Raw genomic sequence first — 15,563 nt, 5'->3', positions numbered from 1 at the left:
TGCGCGGGGTCAGCGCGTGGACGGCCATGACATGGTGTCGGGATTCCGTGCGAAAACGCAGGTCCCGGAGGCGCGGGGCGCAAGCGGATCGCGCCGCCTCCCCGGGGCGTGCCTACTTCGCGTCGGACTCGCCGTCGGTCTTCTTCGGCTCTGCTTCGTCGGCCTTGTCGGCCTCCGCCTCGGCGGGCTTGTCGGACGGCTCGGCGGCGACGTCCTTCTTACCGAGGTCGAGGGGCTTGTCGTCGGAGGCGTCGGAAGAGGCGTCGGCGGCGGGCTCGTCGGTCTCGGTGAGGGAGGAGGCGTCGTCGGGAACGACCGACCCGTCCGCATCCAGGTCGTGCTCGATGCCGTGGACGATGCGGTTGTACTCGTCGTCCGACAGCACGGCGCCGATCGCGTTCTTCGCAAACAGCAGGTCGACGCCCGGGCCGGCGTCAAGGAGGACCGAGTCCTCGTTGACCTCCTTGACAGTGGCGTACATGCCACCGATCGTGCGCACGCCGGAGCCGGGCTGCATGTCATTGCGCATGGAAGCGGCCTGCTGCTGCTTCTTCTTGGCCGACCGGGTCATCAGGAACATGGCCCCGATGAGCACGATGAACGGGAGGAGGGTCACGAGACTCACGGGTCGGAACTTCCTTCTTCGACCGCGATGTGAGCGGCCTGCTGGATGGGGGTATGTATGCCGTCGACAAGGGCGGCATCGGCGGAGTCTAAGCGAGTCCGCGCTCAGGGAACAACGCTCAGCATGGCACCGGGGTTCCTGACCCCGCGAGTGCGCGCGCCGTCACGCCCCGAACAGGTCCCCTTGTCCGTTTCCCCCGGTCGACTGGCGCGGCGGCGTCAGGCCGAGATGTGCCCATGCGGCCGGGGTGGCCACCCGGCCGCGCGGTGTACGGGCGAGCAACCCCTCCCGTACGAGGAAGGGCTCGGCGACCTCCTCGACGGTCTCGCGCTCCTCCCCCACCGCGACCGCGAGCGTGGACAGACCGACCGGGCCGCCGCCGAACAGCTTGAGCAGGGCCTCCAGGACACCGCGGTCGAGCCGGTCGAGGCCGCGGGCGTCGACCTCGTAGACCTTGAGCGCGGCCGCGGCGATCTCGCGCGTGATGATCCCGTCGGCCTTGACCTGCGCGTAGTCCCGGACGCGGCGCAGCAGACGGTTGGCGATACGGGGTGTGCCGCGGGAGCGCCCCGCGATCTCGGCGGCGCCTTCCGAGCCGATCTCCACGTCGAGGAGGTGTGCGGAGCGGTGGATGACGCGCTGCAGCTCGGCGGGCTCGTAGAACTCCATGTGGGCGGTGAAGCCGAAGCGGTCGCGCAGCGGGGGCGGCAGCAGGCCCGCACGCGTGGTGGCGCCGACCAGCGTGAACGGAGGCAGCTCCAGCGGGATCGCGGTGGCGCCGGGGCCCTTGCCGACGATCACGTCGACGCGGAAGTCCTCCATCGCCATGTAGAGCATCTCCTCGGCGGGCCGGGACATGCGGTGGATCTCGTCGAGGAACAGCACCTCGCCCTCCTGGAGCGAGGAGAGGATGGCCGCGAGGTCGCCGGCGTGCTGGATGGCGGGGCCGCTGGTGATGCGGATGGGGGCGCCCATCTCGGCGGCGATGATCATCGAGAGGGTGGTCTTGCCGAGGCCGGGAGCGCCGGAGAGCAGCACGTGGTCGGCGGTGGCGCCGCGCGCGCGGGCGGCACGCAGGACGAGGTCGAGCTGCTCGCGGACCTTCTCCTGGCCGATGAACTCGTCCAGGTCCTTGGGACGCAGGGCCGCCTCGACGGCCTGGTCCTCACGGTCGGCGGACGCGCCGACGAGCCGCTCCGCGGCGCTCTCGTCGGTCGTGTCGTCCCAGTTCACTGAAGTTCTCCTCGCCGTGGCATGCCGGCTGTGTCATCCGGCCGGGGGTCCGGGGGCTGCTCCCCGGGAGGACACCGCATGCGCGTGGTGCCTCGCGGTCTGGTGGTCGGGCGGCCGGTGGTTCAGCGGGCGCGGTTGAGGGTCTGCAGGGCGGCCTTGAGCAGCTGGCCCACCTGGGGTGTGCCCTCGGCGGCCTCGGCCTGCGGAGCGACGGCGGAGACGGCCTCGTCGGCCTCGCGCGTGGCGTACCCGAGACCGATCAGCGCGGCGTGCAGCTGGTCGCGCCAGCCGGTGCTGACCGGGGCGCCGATGCCGGTGCCGGTGCCGAGGGGCTCGCCGAGCCGGTCCTTGAGCTCCAGCAGGAGCTTCTGGGCGCCCCTCTTGCCGATGCCGGGTACGGCCGTGAGCGTCTTCTCGTCGCCCGTGGCGATCGCGCGGCGCAGGGCGTCGGGCGAGTGCGTGGCGAGCATGGCCTGCGCGAGGCGCGGGCCGACACCGCTGGCGGTCTGCAGCAGCTCGAAGGTTCCTCGCTCGTCGTCGTCCGCGAAGCCGTACAGCGTCAGGGAGTCCTCGCGCACGACGAGGGAGGTGGCGAGCTTGGTCTGCTGTCCCATCCGGAGCCCGGAGAGCGTGTTGGGCGAGCACTGGACGGCGATACCGATGCCGCCGACCTCGACGACCGCGGAGTCCGGGGCGAGGGCGGCGACCGGGCCGCTGACGAAGGCGATCATGCGGTACGGCCTTTCGAGGCGTGGTGCGATGCGGGTTTCGACGCGTGCAGGGCGGCGGCCTGTTGGAGCCGGTTCTGCGCGACGGCCTGCTGGAGTCGGCTCTGCGCGGGGGCGCGCCAGATGTGACAGATGGCGAGGGCGAGGGCGTCCGCCGCGTCGGCGGGCTTGGGCGGCGCGTCGAGCCTGAGCAGCCTGGTGACCATCGCACCGACCTGGGACTTGTCCGCGCGTCCGCTGCCGGTGACGGCGGCCTTGACCTCGCTCGGGGTGTGCAGGGCGACCGGAAGGCCGCGGCGGGCGGCGCAGAGCATGGCGACGGCACTGGCCTGGGCCGTGCCCATCACCGTCCGCACGTTGTGCTGGCTGAACACCCGCTCCACGGCGACGGCTTCGGGCTCGTACTCGTCGAGCCACCGCTCGATGCCCTGCTCGATCGCGACGAGGCGCAGGCCCAACTCGGCGTCCACCGGAGTGCGTACGACCCCGACGCCGCGCATGGTCAGGGGTCGGCCCGCGACTCCCTCGACCACCCCGACACCGCATCGGGTCAGCCCCGGGTCAACACCCAGCACCCGCACCCCGAACCCCCCTTTGCGGATCATCATCCGTCCTCGACAGGCTAACCGCTGCCACTGACAACGACGGCGGGCCGGCAGGACGTGTCCCGCGGGCCCGCCGAAATGGAACCTTGGCAGCTCAGGCGTCGACCTTGGCCATCACGTCGTCGCTCACGTCGAAGTTGGCGAAGACGTTCTGCACGTCGTCGCTGTCCTCCAGGGCGTCGATCAGCTTGAAGATCTTCCGGGCGCCCTCTTCGTCGAGCTCGACCTGCATGGTCGGGACGAAGTTGGCGTCGGCGGAGTCGTAGTCGATCCCGGCGTCCTGCAGGGCCGTGCGGACCGCGACCAGGTCGGTGGCCTCGGAGATGACCTCGAAGGACTCGCCGAGGTCGTTGACCTCTTCGGCACCCGCGTCGAGCACGGCACCCAGGACGTCGTCCTCGGTCAGCTCGCCCTTGGGGACGATGACGACGCCCTTGCGGTTGAAGAGGTACGAGACGGAGCCGGGGTCGGCCATGTTGCCGCCATTGCGCGTCATGGCGACGCGGACGTCCGAGGCGGCGCGGTTGCGGTTGTCGGTGAGGCACTCGATGAGCACCGCGACACCGTTCGGGCCGTAACCTTCGTACATGATCGTCTCGTAGTCGGCGCCACCGGCCTCGAGACCGGCGCCACGCTTGACCGCGGAGTCGATGTTCTTGTTCGGAACCGAGCTCTTCTTGGCCTTCTGGATGGCGTCGAACAGCGTCGGGTTGCCGGACACATCGGCGCCGCCCGTACGGGCCGCGACCTCGATGTTTTTGATCATCTTCGCGAAGAGTTTGCCGCGCTTGGCGTCGATCACGGCCTTCTTGTGCTTCGTCGTAGCCCATTTAGAGTGGCCGGACATCTGCCTGTCTCCTTCGCGTAACCCATCCGGTACGAACTCCCCCAGCCTTCAGGAGCCTGGGGGGACCCCCAGATCCTACAAGGACTCCGGTGTCCGGTTCGCGCGGACCATGTCGACGAACAGGCCGTGCACGCGGTGGTCGCCGGTCAGTTCCGGGTGGAACGACGTGGCGAGCGCGGTGCCCTGGCGTACGGCGACGATGTGACCCTCGTGCTCGGCGAGCACTTCGGCCCCGGCGCCCACGGACTCGACCCAGGGGGCGCGGATGAAGACGCCCTCTACAGGATCGCCCTCGACGCCCCGGACGTCGACCGCCGCTTCGAAGGACTCGTTCTGACGTCCGAAGGCGTTGCGGCGCACGATCATGTCGATGCCGCCGATCGTCTCCTGGCCCGAGCGCGGGTCGAGGATCTTGTCGGCGAGCATGATCATGCCCGCGCAGGTGCCGTAGACCGGCATACCGCCGCGCACGCGCGCGCGGAGGGGCTCCATCATGCCGAACAGGACGGCCAGCTTGGAGATGGTGGTGGACTCCCCGCCCGGGATGACCAGGCCGTCCACCTCGGCGAGCTCCTCGGGACGCCGCACCGGCCTGGCCACGGCGTCTGCCGAGGCCAGGGCGATGAGGTGCTCCCGTACGTCGCCCTGGAGTGCCAGGACGCCTATGACAGGTGCGTCAGTCATGTACGTGATGCCTTTGTCCGGTCTCTGGTGTCCGGCCTCTTACCAGCCGCGGTTGGCGTAGCGCTCGGTCTCGGGAAGGGTGTCGCAGTTGATGCCGACCATGGCCTCGCCCAGGTTGCGGGACGCGTCCGCGATGATCTTCGGGTCGTCGTAGAAGGTGGTCGCCTTCACGATGGCGGCGGCACGCTTGGCCGGGTCGCCGGACTTGAAGATACCGGAGCCCACGAAGACGCCCTCGGCGCCGAGCTGACGCATGAGCGCGGCGTCGGCGGGGGTCGCGACACCACCGGCGGAGAACAGCACGACCGGGAGCTTGCCGAGCTCGGCGACCTCCTTGACCAGCTCGTACGGGGCACGCAGGTCCTTGGCGGCGGCGTACAGCTCGTTGTTGTCGAAGCCGCGCAGCCGGGCGATCTCGTTCTTGATCTGGCGCAGGTGACGGACCGCCTCGACGACGTTGCCGGTGCCGGCCTCGCCCTTGGAGCGGATCATGGCGGCGCCCTCGGCGATGCGGCGCAGGGCCTCGCCGAGGTTGGTGGCACCGCAGACGAAGGGGGTCGTGAAGGCCCACTTGTCGGAGTGGTTGACCTCGTCGGCCGGGGTGAGGACCTCGGACTCGTCGATGTAGTCGACGCCGAGCGACTGGAGGACCTGGGCCTCGACGAAGTGGCCGATGCGGGACTTGGCCATGACGGGGATCGAGACCGCGTCGATGATCTCCTCGATCATGTTCGGGTCAGACATACGGGCCACGCCGCCGTCCTTGCGGATGTCGGCGGGGACCCGCTCCAGGGCCATGACGGCCACGGCGCCGGCGTCCTCGGCGATCTTCGCCTGTTCGGCGTTGACCACGTCCATGATCACGCCGCCCTTGAGCTGCTCGGCCATGCCGCGCTTGACGCGGGCGGTGCCGGTTGCGGTGTTCTCTGCGGGCTGGGCGGAGTTGGAGAGCGTGCTGGACACGGGTTGACCTCACTCGGTGGAAGAGGGTTTCTGCAGCACTGAGGAAACGTGAGTGGACCAGTCCACAGCAAGGGCCAATGGGGAGCCGGTGGATCCTTTTCGCCCCCGCCGCCCCTACCCGTCCCATCCCCACTTGGGGGCTCCGCCCCCAAACCCCCGATCGGCCTGACCAGCCTCGTCCTCAAACGCCGGACGGGCTGAAGACGCGCGCCAGCGCCCTCAAGGGGCGCGGGGAACTGCGCGACCGGCCCCCACCGGCCATCAGCTGAACGAATCGGGCGGGCGGGGGATCCGGGGCGAAGCCCCGGCTTCAGGGGCGCGGGGAACTGCGCGACCAGCCCCCACCGGCCGTCAGCCGAAAGGCAATGGGCAGGTGGGGATCCGGGGCGAAGCGGCGAAGCCCTGCGGCAACACCCACCCGCGGCCGAAGGCAACCCCCGTCGTCAGGTCGTGGGGCGGTCCGCCAGCGCGATGGGAGGCTCGTCGTCCATTTCGAAGGCCATCGGGAAGGGCGCATGGCCGGCGAGCCGGAACCAGCGGACCTTGCGGTGGCGACGAAGAGCCCGGGCGGCACGTACCGCGTCGTTGTGGAAGCGCCGAGCCATCGGCACCCGCCGCACCGCCTGCGCCAGCTCGGTCGCCGCCGCGTCGCCACCCGGCGCCTCCCGCACCGCCTCCACCTGCTGCACTTCTCCGAAGACGGCCCGCAGGGCCTGACTGAGCTCGCTCTCGGCCACCTCGCGCTGCTCCTCCTCCGCCTGCCGCGCGGCGTGCGCGGCCTCGTACAGCACGATCGAGGCGGCGGGATCGAGCACTCCGGAGGTCGCCAACTCCTGGGCGACCGAGGCACGGCGCAACAACTGCGCGTCGAGCGCGGCGCGGGCGGCGTCGATCCGGGCGTGCAGCCGGTCCAGGCGCCCCGCGGTCCAGCTCAGGTAGAGGCCGATCGCGGCGAGGCCGACGAGGATCCAGATGAGGGTTGCGGTCACGGGCGGCAAGGCTACCCGGGTGCGGTCACCCCTCCCCCACGTCCCAGGCGCAACGGAAACCGCCGTGCCCGGTGGAGGAGTCGGGGGTGTTCTTCGACCGGGCGGCCACCCGGTAGCGGTTGCAGTACGAGGCGTGGCACAGGTACGAGCCGCCGCGGATGACCCGTTGGCCGGGGTCCCCCGCCGAGTTCTCGGAGGGCACGGTGAAGGCCTCCGCGCACCACTCCCACACGTTGCCCGAAGTGTTGTACAGGCCGAAGCCGTTGGGGTCGTAGGAGTCCACCGGGACGGTTCCCGTGCGGCCGCCGGGGCGGGTGCTGACCCGGGGGAAGTCGCCCTGCCAGGTGTTCATGCGTTCGTTGGCCAGCGGGGGCGATCTCGTCTCCCCAGGGGTAGCGGCGGCCTGCCGAGCCGCCGCGCGCCGCGTACTCCCACTCCGCCTCGGTGAGCAGCCGGGCGCCCGCCCAGGCGCAGTACGCGAGGGCGTCGTGGTGGGAGACGTGCACCACGGGGTGGTCCGAGCGCTCCTCGAGGTCCGAGCCGGGGCCCTCGGGTGCGTTCCAGCGGGCCCCCTCGACGCCAGCCACCAGGGCGCCGCGGCGACGGCCCCGAAAACCGCCTCCCGCGCGCGTGGGTGCAGCAGCAGGTGGAACACGAACGAACTGCCGTACCGCTCCGCCTCCGTCACATATCCGGTCGCCCGCACGAAGTCCGCGAACCGGGCGTTGGTGACGGCCGTCGCATCGATCCGGAACGGCTCGACGCGCACCGTACGGACCGGTCCTTCGCCGTCTTCCGCGTAGCCCTCGCCGAAGGCGTCGCCCATACGGAACTCGCCGCCCGGCAGCGTGACGGCGACGGCGTCAGGCGCGGGACCGGGACCGGGACCGGGACCGGGATCGGGATCGAGACGAGGAGGCCGAGGGAGGACGCCCGTGCCCGTACCAGGGAGCGATACCGGTTCGGAGAGCTGGAAAGACGAACCGGCCTCCTCCCGCGGACCGACCTCCCCGTGCGAGCCCGCCTCCGCGCGCGGGGGCGCGCAGCACGACCCTCCCCCGTCCAACCCCCCGCCCGACGCCGCCCTGTCCGGCACGTGTTCAGTCCCGGGCCAGTCCGAACCGCGCCCGAAGCCCCGTCCGTTCGTCCGCGGCGACCGCTGCCGCGCCGTCCGTCACCGTCTCGTAGACGGACAGGATGTCCGCGCCGACGGTCGACCAGTCGAAGCGCCGTACGTGGGCGCTGCCCCGTGCGCGGAGTTCGGCCCGGCGCTCGGGGTCGCCGAGCAGTCGCAGGGCCGCCGCGGCCAGGTCGTCCGCGTCCTCGTTGGCGAAGAGTTCGCCGGCCGCGCCCTGGTCGAGGACCTGCGCGAAGGCGTCGAGGTCGGAGGCCAGGACCGGCGCGCCCGCCGACATCGCCTCCACGAGGATGATGCCGAAGCTCTCGCCGCCGGTGTTGGGCGCCACGTACACGTCGACGCTGCGCAGGAAGCGGGCCTTGTCCTCGTCGCTGACCATCCCGAGGAACTCGACCCGCGAGCGCATCTCGGCGGGCAACGACTCGACGGCCTCCTCCTCGTCACCGCGTCCGGCGATCAGGAGCCGGGTCCCCGGGCGCTCGGCGAGGATCTTGGGGAGGGCCTTCATGAGGACGGGCAGGCCCTTGCGGGGCTCGTCGATGCGGCCGATGAAGCCGAGGGTGTCGCCCTGCCACTCGGGCTTGGGCTTGGCGCGGGCGAAGAAGTCGACGTCGACGCCGTTCGGGATGACGACCGCGTCGCCGCCCAGGTGCTCGACGAGGGTGCGGCGGGCGTACTCGCTCACCGCGATCCGCGCGCTGATCTTCTCCAGGGCGGCCTGGAGGATCGAGTACGCGGCGACCATGGCCCGCGAGCGCGGGTTGGAGGTGTGGAAGGTGGCGACGATGGGGCCCTGCGCGGCCCAGCACGCGAGCAGGCCGAGCGAGGGCGAGGCCGGCTCGTGGATGTGGATCACGTCGAAGGTGCCGTCGTGCAGCCAGCGCCGTACCCGGGCCGCCGACAGGAAGCCGAAGTTCAGACGCGCCACGGAACCGTTGTAGGGCACCGGGACCGCGCGGCCCGCCGAGACGACGTACGGCGGCAGCGGTGTCTCGTCGTCCGCGGGGGCCAGCACGGAGACCTCGTGCCCGCGACGGATCAGGTGTTCGGCCAGGTCACGGATGTGGAACTGGACGCCGCCCGGCACGTCCCAGGAGTAGGGGCAGACGATGCCGATCCTCACGGAGTCCTCTTCTCGGAATCCTTCTGGGTGTTGTCAGGATTCTTGTTGTCAGGGTCCTTCCCGGGATCGAGGTCCTTGAGCCACAAGCGCTGCAGCATGTGCCAGTCCTCCGGATGTTCGGCGATACCCGTGGCGAAGGCGTCGGCCAGCGCCTGTGTCATGACAGACGTCTTCTCGGCCCGGTTGCCTGTCTCGGGGACCTCGACGGGGGGATGCACACGGCCCTGCATCACGGGTGAGTCGTCGTACCAGAGCGTGACCGGCAGCAGGACGGCCCCGGTCTGCTGGGCGAGCAGCGCGGGACCCGCGGGCATCCGGGTCGTCTCGCCGAAGAACTCCACCTCGACGCCCGAGGCCGACAGGTCGCGCTCGGCGACCAGGCAGATCAGTCCGCCGTCCCGCAGCCGCCGGGCCAGCGTGCCGAACGCGGTGCCGCCGCTGTGCGGCAGGACCTCCATGCCCAGGCCCTCGCGATAGGCGACGAAGCGGTCGTACAGCGATTCCGGCTTGAGGCGCTCGGCGACCGTCGTGAACGGGGTCTGCAGCTTGGTGGTGACCCAGGCGCCCGCGAGGTCCCAGTTGCCCATGTGTGGCAGGGCCAGGATGACGCCCTTGTCGGAAGCGAGCCCGTCCGTCAGGTGGTGCACGTCCTTGACGTCGAAGCCCGTCCGCACGCGCTCCTCGCTCCAGGCGGGGAGGCGGAAGGACTCCATCCAGTAGCGCAGGTACGAGCGCATGCCCGCCCGGGAGAGTTCGGCGAGCCGCTGCGGGGTCGCGTCGGGCAGCACGCGCGCGTAGTTGCTCTCCAGCCGCTGTACGCCCTTGCCGCGCCGCTTCCAGGCGATGTCCGCGACGGTGCGGCCCAGGCGTACCGCGACCGGCTCCGGGAGCTTCTTGACGGTGCTCCAGCCGAGCGCGTACGCCCCGTCCACCAGCCTCTCCTGGAGGCTGGTCACGACGCGGCGCCGCTGTTGTGCGCCGCGGCCGCGGCGTCCGCCTCCGCGGACTCCCGGCGCACCGTGACAACGCGCTGGATCAGCGTGACCAGGCTGCCGACGGCGACGATCCACAGCGCGACGGGCAGCAGCCACTGGATGCCGGGCACCCCGAACTTGTGCAGCCCCGCGAGGCCCGCCGCGACCAGGGAGATCACCAGGCGCTCGGCGCGCTCCACCAGGCCGTTGACCGCTACCGGCAGGCCGATCGACTCGCCGCGGGCCTTGGTGTACGAGACCACCTGGCCGCTGGCCAGGCAGAAGATCGAGACGGCGCACAGCGCGTTGTTGTCACCGCTGCCCGCGTACCAGAGCGCGAAGCCGCCGAAGATCGCGCCGTCGGCGACCCGGTCGAGCGTGGAGTCCAGGAAGGCGCCCCAACGGCTGGAGCGGCCGAGCTGGCGCGCCATGTTGCCGTCGACCAGGTCGGAGAAGACGAAGAGCGTGATGACGATCGTGCCCCAGAAGAACTCTCCCCGGGGGTAGAAGACCAGCGCGCCCGCCATGACTCCGGCCGTACCCAGAAGGGTGACGGTGTCGGGGCTTACCCCCCGACGGATGAGAAACGCGGCGAACGGTGTGAGGACACGCGTGAAGAATGCACGCGCGTACTTGTTCAGCATGGCCTTCCCGACGGTCGGTGTCGCCGCGCGGCCCCTGCTGGCCACCGGCTGGCCCATCGTAGCCACGCGCGCGCTTGTGCGACGGGCGGGCACCCGCACCCCGTGTCACGGTGGGATGCCGTCGATGTCACGGCGGGATCGCGTCCCCCGTATGGACGCACCGTGACGCGAGTGCAAAGCTCGAAGACACCGCGGGCGTCATCGGAGCCGCACCGCACGCGGTTGCGGCTTGCCCGCGCCCAAAGAGACCTCACCGTGCACGGGAGGCAAGACCATGGGCGACAAGGCGAACGCACACTCCGGAGCCGCCGGCAGGGCTACAGCGGCCGACCACCCCGCGTCCGTACGGAATGTGGTGCTGGTCGGCCACAGCGGATCCGGCAAGACGACATTGGTGGAAGCTCTCGCGCTGACGGCGGGAGCGGTGAATCGGGCGGGCAGGGTGGAGGACGGCACCGCCGTCTCCGACTACGACGAGATCGAGCACCGGCAGCAGCGCTCGGTACAGCTCTCCCTGGTACCCGTCGACTGGGACGGATACAAGATCAACATCATCGACACCCCCGGATACGCCGACTTCGTCGGGGAACTCAGGGCCGGTCTGCGCGCCGCGGACGCGGCCCTTTTCGTCGTCTCGGCCTCGGACGGGGTGGACGGCTCGACCCGGATGGTGTGGGAGGAGTGCGCGGCGGTCGGCATGCCACGCGCCATCGTGATCACCCACCTCGAGTCGGCCCGCGCCGACTTCGACGACATGACGCGGATCTGCGCCGAGGCCTTCGGCGCGGACGACCCGGACGCCGTACTGCCGCTGTACCTGCCGCTGCGCGGCGCGGCGGGACCCGACGGACACGCCCCCGTCACCGGGCTGATCGGGCTCCTTTCGCAGCGCCTGTTCGACTACTCCTCCGGGGAACGCAAGGAGGCCGAGCCGGGACCGGAGCAGCTGCCGCTGATCGACGAGGCGCGCAACCGGCTGATCGAGGGGATCATCGCCGAGAGCGAGGACGAGACCCTCATGGACCGTTATCTGGGCGGCGAGCGGATCGACCTCAAGACGCTCGTGCAGGACCTGGAGCGGGCCGTGGCGCGCGGGGCCTTCTTCCCGGTACTGGCGGCCGCGCCCGCCTCCGAGGGGGCCCGCCAGGGGCTCGGCACGGTCGAGCTCCTCGAACTCGTCACGGGCGGCTTCCCGACCCCGCTGGAGCGGCCGGCGCCCACGGTGACGACACCGGAGGGGCGGGAGCGCGAGGTCACGGCCTGCGATCCGAACGGGCCGCTGGTCGCGGAGGTCGTGAAGACGGCCAGCGACCCCTATGTGGGCCGCGTCTCCCTCGTCCGCGTCTTCTCGGGGACCCTGCGCCCCGACGACACGGTGCACGTCTCCGGGCACGGGCTGGCCGACCGCGGCCACGAGGACCACGACGTCGACGAGCGCGTCGGCGCCCTGTCCGCCCCGTTCGGCAAACAGCAGCGCTCCCTGAGCCACTGCATCGCGGGCGACCTGGCCTGTGTGGCGAAGCTCAACCGGGCCGAGACCGGCGACACGCTCTCGGCCAAGGACGACCCGCTGCTGATGGAGCCCTGGCAGATGCCGGACCCGCTGCTGCCGCTCGCCATCCAGGCGCACAGCAAGGCCGACGAGGACAAGCTCTCGCAGGGTCTGGGGCGGCTGGTCGCCGAGGACCCCACCATGCGCCTGGAACAGAACCAGAACACCCACCAGGTCGTCCTGTGGTGCCTGGGCGAGGCCCACGCGGACGTCGCCCTGGAGCGGCTGCGCAACCGGTACGGCGTCCAGGTCGACGTGGTCCCGCACAAGGTCTCCCTACGGGAGACGTTCGCGGACAGGGCCGCGGGGCGCGGCCGCCATGTGAAGCAGTCCGGCGGCCACGGGCAGTACGCGATCTGCGAGATCGAGGTCGAACCCCTCCCGAACGGCTCGGGCATCGAGTTCGTGGACAAGGTCGTCGGCGGGGCCGTGCCCCGGCAGTTCATCCCGTCCGTCGAGAAGGGCGTACGCGCCCAGGCCGCGAAGGGCGTGGTCGCGGGCTATCCCCTCATCGACGTACGGATCACCCTGCTCGACGGCAAGGCGCACTCCGTGGACTCCTCCGACGCGGCGTTCCAGACCGCGGGCGCGCTGGCCCTGCGCGAGGCGGCCGCCGACAGCAGGATCCATCTGCTGGAGCCGGTGGCGGAGGTGACGGTCCTGGTCGGCGACGAGTACGTGGGCGCCGTGATGAGCGACTTGTCGGGGCGGCGCGGCCGGGTCGTCGGCACCGAGCAGACGGGCGGCGCACGCACGCTCGTACGGGCCGAGGTCCCGGAGATCGAGATCGGGCGGTACGCCGTGGATCTGCGCTCCCTCTCGCACGGCACCGCACGCTTCAACCGCACCTACGCGCGACACGAGCCGATGCCGTCACAGATCGCCGAAAGGATGCGCGAACAGGCCCAGAACGCCTGACAGTTCGACTCCCTTCACCCTCGGCGGGCGGCTTCGGCCGTCCGCCGACGAATGTCGGTCGCGGCCGATACTCTGGGAACTGATCAAGACGATGACCTGATCAACAGGTGTGCGGGGCAGGGAAGTCGGGAAAGCCGCAGGAGCGGGGGCGGCGGCGATGGGGGCGGAAGTGGCGTTCGACGGTTTCGATTTCACTCCCGGGGCGCAGGTGCCGCTCTCGGGTTCCGCGGGACAGACGGCGGCGACCTTCGCCCTGGCCTCGGCGGCGTACCGGGACAGCGATGTCGCCGAGATCCTCAAGGCGAACAACCAGTGGCACGAGTCCACCGTCAGCTCAGGCCGCAAGTGGGCCACGATCTTCAGGCCCAACCTCGGCGAGGCCTTCGGGCGGGCGGTGGTGGACCGCATGCTGGGCGCCGGCCGCAAGCCCCTCATCCAGTCCTTCGGCACCGAGCCGCAGGTCGTCGTCGAGCACTGCCTCGCGGCGAACCGCATCCGCCGGGAGCGGGACAACTGGCTGTCGGCCGTCATGGTGCTGTGCGGTGTGCTGTTCCTGCCCGGGCTGCTGGTGTGGCTGCTGGTCTTCCAGCTCCGGTCCATGGTCGCCAAGCAGACGAACAAGCGCGCCGGCGCCCTCGGCACCACGCTCCTGGTCGCCTTCGGCGCCCTCGCCGTGGTCTTCCTCGTCCGCATGCCCTTCACCGGCTTCTGGGCCTGGTACGCGCGTGCGTCGGTGGTCCTCCCGGTGATCGGCTGGCTCTGGGCCAAGCAGATCTGCGAGCGGTCCGCCAAGGACCTGCGCGAGCGCTGGGACAGCCTGCTGTCCGGCGGTGGCCTCGGCGCCAAGATCCCGGAGGCGGTGCCCGGGAGCCCGGGCGAGACGGCCGCCGAGCGGCTGCGCCAGGCCCTGGCCGCCCTCAGCGCCGAGCAGCAGTCCAACTCGGTGTTCTACGCCGGACCCAAGGGCATACTCGGCATGGGCACCCGCTGGGGCAGCTGGCAGCTCGCCGAGGACCTCGTCCCGAAGGACCCGGACAAGGAGATCCACCCCTTCCGCAGCTGGGACGTCGTCCGCAACATCCACGACAAGCTCCGCATGCTGGAGCGCGGCCCGCTCAACACCGGGGGTTTCCCCACCCCTTCGATCAAGCACTGGGTCGTCTCGCCGATCGGTGAGAACGCCAAGGAGGTGTCCCGGCCGGGCGGCACGGACGTCGAGGCGTACACGATCAAGAGCCACGCCATCCAGGACATCTGCAACAAGCAGCAGTTCGGCAGCGGCCAGCGGCACTACCTCGGCGTGCAGTGGACACTGTGGGACGGCCAGTTGATCATCACCATGCTGATCACCGTGACCGTGCTGCACGAGACGCTGCGCATCGAGGTCACCGGGCACGCCCTGGGTCCCGTGCACTCCCTGTTCACCAGCAAGCCCGAGGCGCCGACGAAGGAGGTCGCCAAGGCGGTCAAGTTCTGGGAGACCCGCAAGGTGAAGCTGCCGCTGGTCACCACGGACGAGGTCGTACGTCTCACCGCGCGCGCCCCGCTCACCGGGTACCCGCCGCTGCTGAACTGGCTCGGCGGCAAGCTGACGCTGCCCGAGCCGTTCGGCCTGCGGCACGCGTGGGCCGACCAGCCCTGGCGGCACCGCTTCATGGCCGACGACGCCCTGCGGGCGGCCACGCCGGTGCTCCGTGTCGTCCACGCGGCGGCGATCAAGGTGCTGGACGAGAACGGGGTCGACACGGAGAAGTTCGGGAACCGGTCGGCGTTCCTCAGCACGGCGGTGCAGGATCCGTCGCCTCGGAAGGCGGACCTCTACGACGCGTGAGCCTCCGGCGGAGGGGCGGGATGGGCCGGTGCGCAGAGTGACGATCGTCAGGGGCTGGTCGCGCAGTTCCCCGCGCCCCTGAAGGGGCGCTTCGACGGGGCGCCTGTCAGCAGGCGCCTCGTTTGAACTAGTGCGTCGGCCAGGCCTCTGCCAGCATCTTGCGGGTGTCCGCCAGGAGCTGCGGAAGCACCTTGGTGTGGCCCACGACCGGCATGAAGTTGGTGTCGCCGCCCCAGCGGGGGACGATGTGCTGGTGGAGGTGGGCGGCGATGCCCGCGCCCGCCACCGTGCCCTGGTTCATGCCGATGTTGAAACCGTGCGCGCCCGAGGCGGTGCGCAGCGCGGTCATCGCCTGTTTGGTCAGCTCGCCGAGCTCGGCGGTCTCCGGGTCGGTCAGGTCCGTGTAGTCCGCGACATGACGGTAGGGCACGACCATGAGGTGGCCGCCGTTGTACGGGTACAGGTTGAGCACCGCGTACACCTGCTCACCGCGCCTCACGATGAGCCCGTCCTCGTCGGACTTGGCGGGGATCGAGCAGAACGGACAGCCGTCGTCGGCCCCCGGGCCGGTGGGCTTGTTCTCGCCCTGGATGTAAGCCATCCGGTGGGGCGTCCACAAGCGCTGGAACGCGTCCTGCGTTCCCACTCCGATCTGCTGCTCCGGCTCACTCGTCATGTGGTGCAGCATATTGCTTCGCCCGTTCGCGGC

The 15,563-nt window shown here is 70.8% G+C and carries 14 protein-coding genes and 1 pseudogene; 2 read left to right on the top strand and 13 right to left on the bottom strand.

Annotation, left to right across the window (positions count from 1 at the left end; translation table 11 throughout):
• Positions 1–112: 112 nt before the first annotated feature.
• The 12 genes and pseudogenes from yajC to pgsA form a co-directional block, all read right to left on the bottom strand.
• Entirely contained in the window at positions 113–625 is a 513-nt protein-coding gene (gene yajC, locus OG819_RS27510; RefSeq protein ID WP_266416289.1) for a preprotein translocase subunit YajC, read from the bottom strand.
• Between the two features lie 162 nt (positions 626–787).
• Positions 788–1,858: a Holliday junction branch migration DNA helicase RuvB gene (gene ruvB, locus OG819_RS27505; RefSeq protein WP_266623156.1), complete on the bottom strand. Its 1,071-nt coding sequence runs from the start codon at positions 1,856–1,858 to the stop codon at positions 788–790.
• 122 nt (positions 1,859–1,980) lie between these two features.
• Positions 1,981–2,589, bottom strand: coding sequence for a Holliday junction branch migration protein RuvA (ruvA, locus tag OG819_RS27500; protein WP_266416282.1), 609 nt, complete (start codon positions 2,587–2,589; stop codon positions 1,981–1,983).
• Positions 2,586–3,167 carry a crossover junction endodeoxyribonuclease RuvC gene (gene ruvC / locus OG819_RS27495; RefSeq protein WP_266634165.1) on the bottom strand — a complete coding sequence of 194 codons (582 nt, stop codon included), beginning with the start codon at positions 3,165–3,167 and terminating at the stop codon, positions 2,586–2,588. Before ruvC ends, ruvA begins: the two co-directional genes overlap by 4 nt.
• Positions 3,168–3,285: 118 nt before the next feature.
• Positions 3,286–4,038: a YebC/PmpR family DNA-binding transcriptional regulator gene (locus OG819_RS27490; RefSeq protein ID WP_266416280.1), complete on the bottom strand. Its 753-nt coding sequence runs from the start codon at positions 4,036–4,038 to the stop codon at positions 3,286–3,288.
• 75 nt (positions 4,039–4,113) lie between these two features.
• Positions 4,114–4,722, bottom strand: a complete 609-nt coding sequence (gene pdxT, locus OG819_RS27485) for a pyridoxal 5'-phosphate synthase glutaminase subunit PdxT (RefSeq protein WP_266623158.1) — start codon at positions 4,720–4,722, stop codon at positions 4,114–4,116.
• Positions 4,723–4,761: 39 nt separating this feature from the next.
• The gene (gene pdxS, locus OG819_RS27480) at positions 4,762–5,685 is read right to left on the bottom strand and encodes a pyridoxal 5'-phosphate synthase lyase subunit PdxS (RefSeq protein WP_266416276.1); all 924 of its coding nucleotides are present in this window, start codon (positions 5,683–5,685) and stop codon (positions 4,762–4,764) included.
• 443 nt (positions 5,686–6,128) lie between these two features.
• Positions 6,129–6,674, bottom strand: a complete 546-nt coding sequence (locus OG819_RS27475; protein WP_266416274.1) for a hypothetical protein — start codon at positions 6,672–6,674, stop codon at positions 6,129–6,131.
• Positions 6,675–6,699: 25 nt separating this feature from the next.
• A pseudogene (locus OG819_RS27470) lies at positions 6,700–7,500 on the bottom strand (formylglycine-generating enzyme family protein).
• 274 nt (positions 7,501–7,774) lie between these two features.
• Positions 7,775–8,935: a glycosyltransferase family 4 protein gene (locus OG819_RS27465; protein ID WP_266416272.1), complete on the bottom strand. Its 1,161-nt coding sequence runs from the start codon at positions 8,933–8,935 to the stop codon at positions 7,775–7,777.
• Positions 8,932–9,891, bottom strand: coding sequence for a phosphatidylinositol mannoside acyltransferase (locus tag OG819_RS27460; protein WP_266651422.1), 960 nt, complete (start codon positions 9,889–9,891; stop codon positions 8,932–8,934). The genes OG819_RS27465 and OG819_RS27460 overlap by 4 nt, the downstream gene beginning before the upstream one ends.
• On the bottom strand, positions 9,888–10,610 hold the full coding sequence (gene pgsA / locus OG819_RS27455; protein ID WP_266634169.1) for a phosphatidylinositol phosphate synthase: 723 nt from the start codon (positions 10,608–10,610) through the stop codon (positions 9,888–9,890). Before pgsA ends, OG819_RS27460 begins: the two co-directional genes overlap by 4 nt.
• Positions 10,611–10,827: 217 nt before the next feature.
• On the opposite strand from pgsA, the gene OG819_RS27450 reads away from it, so the two are divergent.
• Positions 10,828–13,023, top strand: a complete 2,196-nt coding sequence (locus OG819_RS27450; RefSeq protein ID WP_266651421.1) for an elongation factor G-like protein EF-G2 — start codon at positions 10,828–10,830, stop codon at positions 13,021–13,023.
• A 157-nt stretch (positions 13,024–13,180) separates the two neighbouring features.
• Entirely contained in the window at positions 13,181–14,854 is a 1,674-nt protein-coding gene (locus OG819_RS27445) for a hypothetical protein (RefSeq protein WP_266623162.1), read from the top strand.
• Positions 14,855–14,981: 127 nt separating this feature from the next.
• Here OG819_RS27445 and OG819_RS27440 read toward each other — a convergent pair whose 3' ends face one another.
• Complete coding sequence (locus OG819_RS27440) at positions 14,982–15,542, bottom strand: HIT domain-containing protein (protein ID WP_095855764.1); 561 nt, start codon at positions 15,540–15,542, stop codon at positions 14,982–14,984.
• Positions 15,543–15,563 lie beyond the last annotated feature (21 nt).

The organism is Streptomyces sp. NBC_01549 (genome assembly GCF_026339955.1).
Classification (GTDB): Bacteria; Actinomycetota; Actinomycetes; order Streptomycetales; family Streptomycetaceae; genus Streptomyces.
The sequence above is the reverse complement of the archived record's forward strand: the minus strand, read 5'-3'. Positions and strand labels throughout refer to the sequence as shown.

Excerpts from the sequence above, each read along its gene's own strand:
- ruvA (WP_266416282.1), bottom strand. The coding sequence starts at position 2,589 with ATGATCGCCTTCGTCAGCGGCCCGGTCGCCGCCCTCGCCCCGGACTCC.
- OG819_RS27490 (WP_266416280.1), bottom strand. The coding sequence starts at position 4,038 with ATGTCCGGCCACTCTAAATGGGCTACGACGAAGCACAAGAAGGCCGTG.
- pdxT (WP_266623158.1), bottom strand. The coding sequence starts at position 4,722 with ATGACTGACGCACCTGTCATAGGCGTCCTGGCACTCCAGGGCGACGTA.
- pgsA (WP_266634169.1), bottom strand. The coding sequence starts at position 10,610 with ATGGGCCAGCCGGTGGCCAGCAGGGGCCGCGCGGCGACACCGACCGTC.
- OG819_RS27450 (WP_266651421.1), top strand. The coding sequence starts at position 10,828 with ATGGGCGACAAGGCGAACGCACACTCCGGAGCCGCCGGCAGGGCTACA.
- OG819_RS27445 (WP_266623162.1), top strand. The coding sequence starts at position 13,181 with ATGGGGGCGGAAGTGGCGTTCGACGGTTTCGATTTCACTCCCGGGGCG.
- OG819_RS27440 (WP_095855764.1), bottom strand. The coding sequence starts at position 15,542 with ATGCTGCACCACATGACGAGTGAGCCGGAGCAGCAGATCGGAGTGGGA.